The organism is Shewanella sp. 10N.286.52.B9 (assembly GCF_002873635.1).
Lineage (GTDB): Bacteria > Pseudomonadota > Gammaproteobacteria > Enterobacterales > Shewanellaceae > Shewanella.
In genome coordinates this window covers 1-8,563 of record NZ_MCTY01000023.1, presented here as the reverse complement: position 1 = coordinate 8,563, position 8,563 = coordinate 1, and the positions used below count along the sequence as shown (strand labels likewise).

Sequence of the window (8,563 nt, the reverse complement as noted above, 5' to 3'; positions counted from 1 at the left end):
CTCGCGCCACCGATGCCATTTATATAAAAATCTTCCCAATGCTTTTCAGGAAAGGCGATGGCGTCATCTTCGGTTTTGGTGAGCGGCGTGCGTCCTTTAATGGTTCGCGCCTTACGGATGGTTTTGTTCACAGTCTTATCTTCGATATGACCAAGGAAATCGTTTTGGTTTTTGCGATACCATGCAGCGTAATTCAATCGCTGCTCATGCGGGGTAGCATTACGCAAGGGATTCATGGACGCAGTGCCGTGCTTGTTTGCCAACCAATCTGTAAATGCCGTCAATCGATGAATATGCTTATTCACGTTACTGGTTGAACTTGGCACCCAATACAAACCTGATGGGTCAAGTCCATCCTCACCAATCGTTCCTGTATACAACCGCTTAGAAAAGGTCTGAAAGAGCAACTTCGGATCGTCAAACAATCCTCTATTTGCTTCCATATAATCCAGCAACAAGGACACCGCTTGAATAAACCCATTCATGACGGAGTTACTCACACCGTCTGCCTCTAGCTTGAGTAGGTAGTCTGTGACCGTACTTAACTCTCCTTGCTCAGTTAGCAAGATAGGCAGTTGGCTTTTGATGCCCGTATTGTCCTCTACAATCGTTGCTCTAACTTTTACTGATGACAAACCATGTTTTCCTTATACATATCGTACACACCATTTACTATACACCTGTCATGTTAAATATGCAAAAAAAAGGCAGATTTCTCTACCTTAATACACATTATACACCCTTTAAAGTTACTATATATAAGCATAAGGAGTTTGCTAAACAAATAGGTGTGAACTTCACGTTTGGGCGGTTCTGCTCATGTACAAAGCAGGTACATTGTCTGAGTCAATCCTTTCAAGGCCTATAAGTGTTTAACGGTGAACCCTTTGTGGAATACATCCAATCTAATCCCCTTTCTTGCTACGTCATTCTTTGCTACCGCCCAAGCTATATGAGCGGTTAAATAAAGAAAACTCTCTTAAAATATGATCGATATAAGGGAGGGTTACAACTTCCGCTGCTTCAACGTATAACGCACCTTACGCGGATTCACTTATGTTCATCTTACTGACTACCTAGCACTCACCCGATTTGTGGTTATCAGGAGGATCGTCCTCTCGCGATTTAGATCCCGAATAGTCCATGACCATTCTTCGTTACATTGTCAGAGCCGCTACTTTATTCAGGCTCATAGGTTCATCTGGTACTACAGATGGTTCACACATTAAGCGGTGAACAGCGCTTCATACGACTTCACGTCGCACGCCCCATTTCGCGTTAAAGTATTTACTCAGCACCAGAGCAAGCTCACAGTTTTTCATTAGAATATAATGTGACCAGCCATAGATGCAGGCGATATCAATTTATAGGATCTCATCGCCATTCCAATCCCTGTCAATTTGGGAAATATCACGGGAGACTTTGTATAAATACCATCCGAGCAAAGCGATAATACAAAGGATTATAAAGGTAAAAAGCATATCATCCCCTTAGAGCTTTCATGTGACGTAACTACAGGGCTTACCATGGCAATTGAGTGCCATCGTAGACAAAAAATGAACCTGAATGTTTAAGTTTTAAATTGTCGATGACATTAAGCATGCCTTTAACACTCTCTTCTACTGTTACCTTGCCTTCCTTGCCACCCATATCGGTTTTTACCCAACCTGGATGAATTGCCATGGTCTTCACTCCCGCTTCGGATAATTCACAGGCTAGAGATTTAATTATTTGGTTGAGGGCCGCTTTTGATGCTCGATAGCTGTATCGTCCCCCTGAGCGGTTATCATCAATACTGGCCAGTATTGAGGTCATCCCGATTATGGTTTTATCTTGGCCGGCTAGAATATTATTGAGCAAGGCCTGCGTGATTAACATGGGTGCGATGGTATTGACCTTTAACACCTCTAGCCATCTTTGCTGATCCATATTGCCTAAGTTGTCACATCCTTCACCACTCACCCCAGCATTATGAATAAGTACATCAATAGGTTGCTCTTTAAACACCTCAGTTAAAGCGAGAATATCTGTTTCATGACTAACATCTAGAGCATAAGGGCGAATGGTTGAATACTGTTGTGCTAACAGGGTTAACTCATGCGCTGAATCAATATCGCGACAGCAAGCGATGACCTTGTAATGTCGCTGTGCATATTGCTTTGCAAGCTCTAATCCTAAGCCACGATTAGCTCCAGTAATAAAAACGGTTTTCATTGAGTGCCTCTTATCAGTTTCAATCTTGTCTAATACCAATCAATATAAGTTGCGAAAAGCTGGCCAATGCTGCTGCATTGACCAGCTCTAAGGGTAAGAGTCGTGTTTATTTCATTAATACATTTTTACCATTAACTTTCTGCACGCTTATCAAGACGACCACTAAAGCGGGTCAAAGCAAGCGCTATCAGTACAACTACTGCACCTACCCAAGGTGTATGCATTAAGCCTGCTTCAGCGACAACCATCCCTCCGCCCCATGAACCAAGTGCAATACCAACGTTAAAGGCGGCAATGTTTAAACCGGAAGCAACATCCACTGCATCTGGTGTATATTTTTCAGCAAGTTTCACTACATATACTTGTAAACCTGGAACATTACCGAATGCAAATGCCCCCCAAACTAAAATCGTGGCTACCGCGGCAATAGGGTTAACGGCGGTAAAATTGAACACGATAAGCACAGCTGCAAGACCAGTAAAAATAATGCTAAGGGCTTTTATTGGGCCCATTTTATCGGCCATTTTTCCGCCCCAAATATTACCAATCGCAACTGAAACTCCATAAACCAACATAATTAAACTAATTGCATTCGCACTAAAGCCAGTTTCTTGCTGCAAAATAGGAGCAAGGAAAGTGAATGCTGTAAAAGTGCCGCCATAACCCAGTGCAGTAATCGCATAAACCAGTAATAATCTAGGTTGAGTTAATACCTTAAGCTGCGATGAAAGCTTAGCTGCAGCAGGTTGTTTTAAGTTATTTGGTACTAAGAAAGCACTACCAATTAATGCGATTAAACCTAATAGCGCAACAACTAAGAAGGTTGATTGCCAGCCAAAGGTTTGACCTATGTATGTCCCAAGCGGCACGCCTGTGACTAACGCCACGGTTAAACCAGTGAACATAATCGCAATGGCGCTGGCGGCTTTTTCTTTTGGTACCAGACCGGTAGCAATGGTTGAACCAATGGAGAAAAATACACCATGGGCTAAACCTGTCAAAATACGAGCGATAATCAGGGTGTTATATCCAGGTGCTTGCCATGCAACTAAGTTACCGACAACAAACAGTGACATGACGGTAATCAATACGTGTTTACGATTCCACTTTCCTGTTAAAGCCGTTAAAACCGGGGCGCCAATGGCAACACCAAGTGCATAAAGGCTAACCAGCAAGCCTGCTGAAGGCAGTGATATATTTAGGTCGGAGGCCATGGTCGGGAGTAGCCCCACGATCACAAACTCCGTTGTTCCAATAGCAAAGGCGCTGAGCGTCAATGCAAGAAGTGCTAAAGGCATAATATTTACTCTCTGTTGTTTGAAAATGACCAGCAATAGCCGATGTATTGGTCGCTATGCCGTCGCGTTGTTAATTGATGGGGGGCATTTTGCATTTAAGATGTTTTGTGAAAAACAGAGGTTTTTACAAATGATATTTGTTATAAATGCAATAAAGCTGATGAGCGATTGGATAAAGTTGAGGGAAATAGCATGCGAACAAAATCTGATGATTTAGCCATTTTACTAGCTGTAGTCGATACCGGAGGTTTTTCAGCGGCAGCAGAGAGCCTAGATATCCAAGTCGCGCGAGTATCCAGAGCGGTCAGTAAAGTGGAGAGTCAACTTGGGGTCACTATTTTAAACCGAACCACTAGACGTATTGAATTAACCGATGAAGGACGCCAGTTCATTGACTCTGTGCGGGTGGGATTAATGCAATTACAGCAGGCGGAAGAAGATATTATTTCCCGTGGGGAATTGCCCAAAGGCCGTTTACGTGTCGACGCGGCTAGTCCGTTTGTGTTTCATCAACTGGTGCCATTGGTGCAGTCATTTAATCAAGCCTATCCCGATATTGAGCTAGAAATAACTTCCAATGAAGGCATTGTGGATTTACTAGAAAAGAAAACCGATTTAGCAATCCGTATTGGTACCTTGAGCGATTCAACGCTACATGCTCGGTCGCTGGGTCGAAGCCCCTTGTATATTGTGGCTTCACCAGAATATATCTCAAAACGCGGGATCCCCACTAAAAGCAGCGATCTTGCTCAGCATAATCTCATTGGATTTGTCGCCCCCAAAATTTTGAATGACTGGCCTTTAAAAGGTTTTACCCAACTAGACGCTTTGATGTCATCAAGTAATGGCGAAACCATTCGACAAATTGTGTTGGCAGGAAATGGCATTGCATGTCTATCAGGGTTTATGGTGAATAAAGATATTGTCGAAGGACGTTTAATTTCGCTGTTGGAGAGCGAAAAAATCAGTCATCCAAGAAGAGAACAAGTCAACGCTGTGTATTATAAGACTTCTTCTGTGGCCAAGCGGATCTCCGCTTTTATTGATTTTATTAAGCCAAAGCTAACCCTGTAACCCGCTTAAACAAGCTGATTATTGCAATTTCTACAAATATCATTTGCCTTTATTGCTATAAATGATTGGTGACTCATTTGCTAGTATGCCCCTATCAAATGAAGAGGGCTCAACTATGTCACTATCACTATTTAAACCATTCACATTGGGTGGACTCACACTCAAAAACCGCATTGTCATGCCACCGATGACGCGTTCAAGAGCCAGTCAGCCTGGTGATGTCGCAAATGACATGATGGCAACCTATTACGCTCAGCGTGCCAGTGCAGGATTGATTGTGTCTGAAGGTACGCAAATTTCAGCGACGGCAAAAGGCTATGCATGGACCCCAGGTATTTACACACCTGAGCAGATTGCTGGTTGGCGTAAAGTGACAGACGCTGTGCATGCCAAACAAGGTGCTATTTTCGCGCAGCTTTGGCATGTGGGAAGAGTCACTCACCCAGATAACATCGGTGGTGAGCAACCGATTTCTTCCTCCGCATTAAAAGCGGAAAACGTCAAAGTATTCGTTGATAATGGCAGTGATGAACCTGGTTTTGTTGACGTCGTTCAGCCTAGAGCGATGACAAAAGCCGATATTCAGCAAGTGATTGAAGATTACCGTCAAGCCGCATTGAATGCCATTGAGGCAGGCTTTGATGGCATTGAACTGCATGCCGCTAATGGTTATTTAATTAACCAATTTATTGATTCAGAGGCGAATGATCGCACTGATGAGTACGGTGGATGTCTTGAAAACCGTCTTCGTTTTCTTGATGAAGTTGTTACTGCAATGGTCGATGCCATTGGCGCTGATCGCGTTGGTGTGCGCTTGGCACCTTTAACAACCCTCAATGGTACTGTTGATGCTAACCCTATTGAGACTTATACCGCTGCCGCAGCGTTACTCAATAAACATCATATCGTGTACCTACATATTGCTGAAGTCGATTGGGATGATGCACCAGATACACCCGTCTCATTCAAACGTGCAATGCGCAATGCTTTTCAAGGCGTGCTGATCTACGCAGGTCGTTATGATGCGGAAAAAGCAAAGCAAGCTATTGATGACGGACTGGCTGATATGATCGGCTTTGGTCGACCTTTTGTGGCGAATCCCGATCTTCCTGAACGTCTACTTCACGGCTACCCATTGGCAGAGCATGATCCAAACACCTTGTTTGGTGGTGGTGAGAAAGGTCTGATTGATTATCCAACGTATAAAGCTTAAGGGGGTAAGTATGTTTAAGGTATTTAAAGGTCACGGACTTGAGACTAGAAACCGTATCGCGATGGCGCCGATGACTCGTTCACGCACGTCTCAACCTGGTGATGTACCAAACGAGATGATGGCAACCTACTACCGTCAGCGTGCCAGTGCTGGACTCATTGTATCAGAGGGCACCCCGATCTCAGCGGCTGCACGAGGTTATTCGATGACTCCGGGCATTTATACCCCAGAGCACATCGAAGGCTGGAAAAAAACCACCCAAGCTGTGCATCAAGAAGGCGGGAAAATATTTACTCAACTTTGGCATGTGGGGCGACGCAGTCATTCTGATATTTCAGGTACTAAGCCGTTAGCCCCATCAGCGATTAAAATCCCAGATCAAGTATTTGGCCCACTAGCTGAAGGTGGCTTTGGGATGATTGAAACTGAAACGCCACGGGAGATGACGCTGCAAGACATTAAGAGCACGATTGCGGATTTTGTACAAGCGGGCAAAAACGCCATTGAAGCTGGTTTTGATGGCGTGGAAATTCATGCTGCGCATGGTTACTTGTTTGATACCTTTTTACGCTTAGAAAGCAACCAAAGAAGTGATCAATATGGTGGCAGCCAAGAGAATCGTATGCGCTTTCTGGTTGATACCTTACAAGCACTTACTGACGAAATTGGTGGGGAAAGAGTTGCGGTTCGTCTGTCTCCTCATATCGGAGAGGGTTTTGCTGGGGATGATGTTGAAATTGTTCCGCTAACGTTAGCATTGCTGGAAAAACTACAACCGATGAACCTTGCGTATGTGCATTTTTCAGAAAACATATCACGCTATGTAGAGGTACCTGAAGAGTTTCGCCAACAAGTTCGTCGAATATACTCAAACCCAATTATGATAGCGGGTAAGTTGACTAAGGAGTCAGCGCAACAGTTACTCGACAAGCAGTATGCTGATTTCGTTGCCTTTGGTACCCCTTTTGTAACGAACCCAGATTTAGTCGCCCGTTTGGCCAATGGTAACCCACTGGCCGAGTTTGATGCTGACGCAAGACTCACCTTGTATGGTGGCGGAGCCGAAGGCTACATCGATTATCCTACTTATCAGGCATAGCAAAACTAGGCATCAAGGACTAACCACTCCTTGGTGCCTTCTCCTTTCTTTAAGCAAACGAGAATGCGATGGAACCCTATCAAATTTGGCAATATCAAACAGAGACACACAGTATCATTTTAGGTAACGCTAAAATACCAGCTTTAGATGACAATGAAATCTTAGTACAAAACAAAGCGATTGGTATAAACCCTGTCGATTGGAAATTTATTAAAGCCAATCCTCTAAATTGGCCGAATGGTCATGTTCCTGGTGTTGATGGTGCAGGCGTCATCGTACACGTAGGCTCTAAAGTTGACACCAGTCTCATTGGGCGTCGAGTGGCGTATCATGGCTCACTAAATCGCCATGGTAGCTATGCTGAATATACCGTTTTGAATGCTGAGCGAGTGATGACGCTGCCTGAGAGCCTATCATTTGAACTTGCAGCAGCGCTACCTTGCCCGATGCTTACCGCATGGCAAGCATTTGAAAAAATTCCATTAACCCGACAAAGAGAAGTGCTTGTCGTTGGTTTTGGCGCGGTGAATAATTTATTATCCCAGTTCCTTCTCGATGCGGGTTATATCGTTGATGTTGTCTCAGCGAGTCTGAGCGAAGAGCGAGCCCAAAAGCTAGGTATTCGCCAAGTTTATCGAGAACAATCTCAAATCGACAAGAAATACTTCGCCATTTTTGATGCCGTGAGTGGCGAAAATGCCGCCCATTTAGTACCACTGTTAAGAGCGAATGGACATATTGTCTGCATTCAAGATCGTATTGCTAAACCCATTGACCCGCCATTTACTCGCACTATTTCTTACCACGAAATAGCCCTTGGCGCGTTACATGATTTTGGTGATAAACAAGATTGGCATGCATTAATGCAAAATGGTGAAGCGTTACTTGAACGAATTACTAAAAGTGATGTTGAAATTAGTGAGCCAATCACATTTAATTTTGGACACATGCACGAGGCATTGACACATAGTGAATTTACAAAACTAAAAACTGTAATTACATTGAGTTAAACCGCACTATTTGTATTAGTTCACTCGTATCCCAACGGTCTCTTTCTTGGTTGGCTTTAACTTTGGGCTTTTGCCCTACTGTCACGTTTTCAAAAGGGTTATGGCTGCAGTAGTTCATTAACTTGCACCACTTAAAAAACTGAAATACGGCCGCTAAGTATTCTTTATTACTTTTATAGCTTCTGCCCTGTGTGAGTAGCTCATCACGGTACTTCATCGCATCAGCCGAGGTGATATCGTTAACGCAAATAGCTTGAGTGCTTTTTGGTGACCGGTTACCGATTGTTGGCAGTAACTTAATTAAGTGACAGGTTCGCTGTTCAAGTTGTTTAATAGAGAGTGGTCTAATGCCTGACTTCTCTTTTGAAGTAACAAAACCTGCTAGAGCATCATGTAACGTCACCACGGACATTGCTTGAGCGACAGCCGTGGTTTCACGGTGTTGTGACAGCTTAGTGTCTCTGATGGGGATGCTATAACTTGCTGGCTTTGTACTGATGGTTGACTTGTTTTTCTCAAATTCACTGCGAAGACTGTTAATCACTTCATCAACATAACGAATAAAGTCATTAATACAGGTTTGATGGTCGATGTTATTGATGATTTTTTTCAGTGTGCCAGCGACATCGATATTACGAATAACCGCTTGTGCTCT

The 8,563-nt window shown here is 43.7% G+C and carries 7 protein-coding genes and 1 pseudogene; 4 read left to right on the top strand and 4 right to left on the bottom strand.

Features of this window, described 5'->3' with window-relative positions; all coding sequences use genetic code 11:
• The 3 genes and pseudogenes from BCU91_RS02140 to BCU91_RS02130 form a co-directional block, all read right to left on the bottom strand.
• Positions 1-635 (bottom strand): annotated as a pseudogene (locus BCU91_RS02140) (site-specific integrase); the annotation flags it as partial.
• 886 nt (positions 636-1,521) lie between these two features.
• The gene (locus BCU91_RS02135) at positions 1,522-2,214 is read right to left on the bottom strand and encodes an SDR family oxidoreductase (RefSeq protein WP_102519779.1); all 693 of its coding nucleotides are present in this window, start codon (positions 2,212-2,214) and stop codon (positions 1,522-1,524) included.
• 131 nt (positions 2,215-2,345) lie between these two features.
• The gene (locus BCU91_RS02130; RefSeq protein ID WP_029235440.1) at positions 2,346-3,512 is read right to left on the bottom strand and encodes an MFS transporter; all 1,167 of its coding nucleotides are present in this window, start codon (positions 3,510-3,512) and stop codon (positions 2,346-2,348) included.
• 192 nt (positions 3,513-3,704) lie between these two features.
• Here BCU91_RS02130 and BCU91_RS02120 point away from each other — a divergent pair, with 192 nt between their 5' ends.
• The 4 genes from BCU91_RS02120 to BCU91_RS02105 all read left to right on the top strand — a co-directional run bounded on the left by BCU91_RS02120 (position 3,705) and on the right by BCU91_RS02105 (position 7,908).
• Complete coding sequence (locus tag BCU91_RS02120) at positions 3,705-4,586, top strand: LysR substrate-binding domain-containing protein (RefSeq protein WP_102530798.1); 882 nt, start codon at positions 3,705-3,707, stop codon at positions 4,584-4,586.
• Between the two features lie 115 nt (positions 4,587-4,701).
• Positions 4,702-5,799: an alkene reductase gene (locus BCU91_RS02115; protein WP_102530800.1), complete on the top strand. Its 1,098-nt coding sequence runs from the start codon at positions 4,702-4,704 to the stop codon at positions 5,797-5,799.
• A gap of 10 nt (positions 5,800-5,809) precedes the next feature.
• The gene (locus BCU91_RS02110) at positions 5,810-6,898 is read left to right on the top strand and encodes an alkene reductase (RefSeq protein WP_102530797.1); all 1,089 of its coding nucleotides are present in this window, start codon (positions 5,810-5,812) and stop codon (positions 6,896-6,898) included.
• Between the two features lie 68 nt (positions 6,899-6,966).
• The gene (locus tag BCU91_RS02105) at positions 6,967-7,908 is read left to right on the top strand and encodes a zinc-binding dehydrogenase (protein ID WP_102530796.1); all 942 of its coding nucleotides are present in this window, start codon (positions 6,967-6,969) and stop codon (positions 7,906-7,908) included.
• Here BCU91_RS02105 and BCU91_RS20225 read toward each other — a convergent pair.
• Positions 7,895-8,563: hypothetical protein (locus BCU91_RS20225; protein ID WP_198590416.1), on the bottom strand; the 669-nt coding region annotated here is incomplete at its 5' end. The genes BCU91_RS02105 and BCU91_RS20225 overlap by 14 nt on opposite strands.

Excerpts from the sequence above, each read along its gene's own strand:
- BCU91_RS02110 (WP_102530797.1), top strand. The coding sequence starts at position 5,810 with ATGTTTAAGGTATTTAAAGGTCACGGACTTGAGACTAGAAACCGTATC.
- BCU91_RS02130 (WP_029235440.1), bottom strand. The coding sequence starts at position 3,512 with ATGCCTTTAGCACTTCTTGCATTGACGCTCAGCGCCTTTGCTATTGGA.
- BCU91_RS02105 (WP_102530796.1), top strand. The coding sequence starts at position 6,967 with ATGGAACCCTATCAAATTTGGCAATATCAAACAGAGACACACAGTATC.
- BCU91_RS02120 (WP_102530798.1), top strand. The coding sequence starts at position 3,705 with ATGCGAACAAAATCTGATGATTTAGCCATTTTACTAGCTGTAGTCGAT.
- BCU91_RS02115 (WP_102530800.1), top strand. The coding sequence starts at position 4,702 with ATGTCACTATCACTATTTAAACCATTCACATTGGGTGGACTCACACTC.
- BCU91_RS02135 (WP_102519779.1), bottom strand. The coding sequence starts at position 2,214 with ATGAAAACCGTTTTTATTACTGGAGCTAATCGTGGCTTAGGATTAGAG.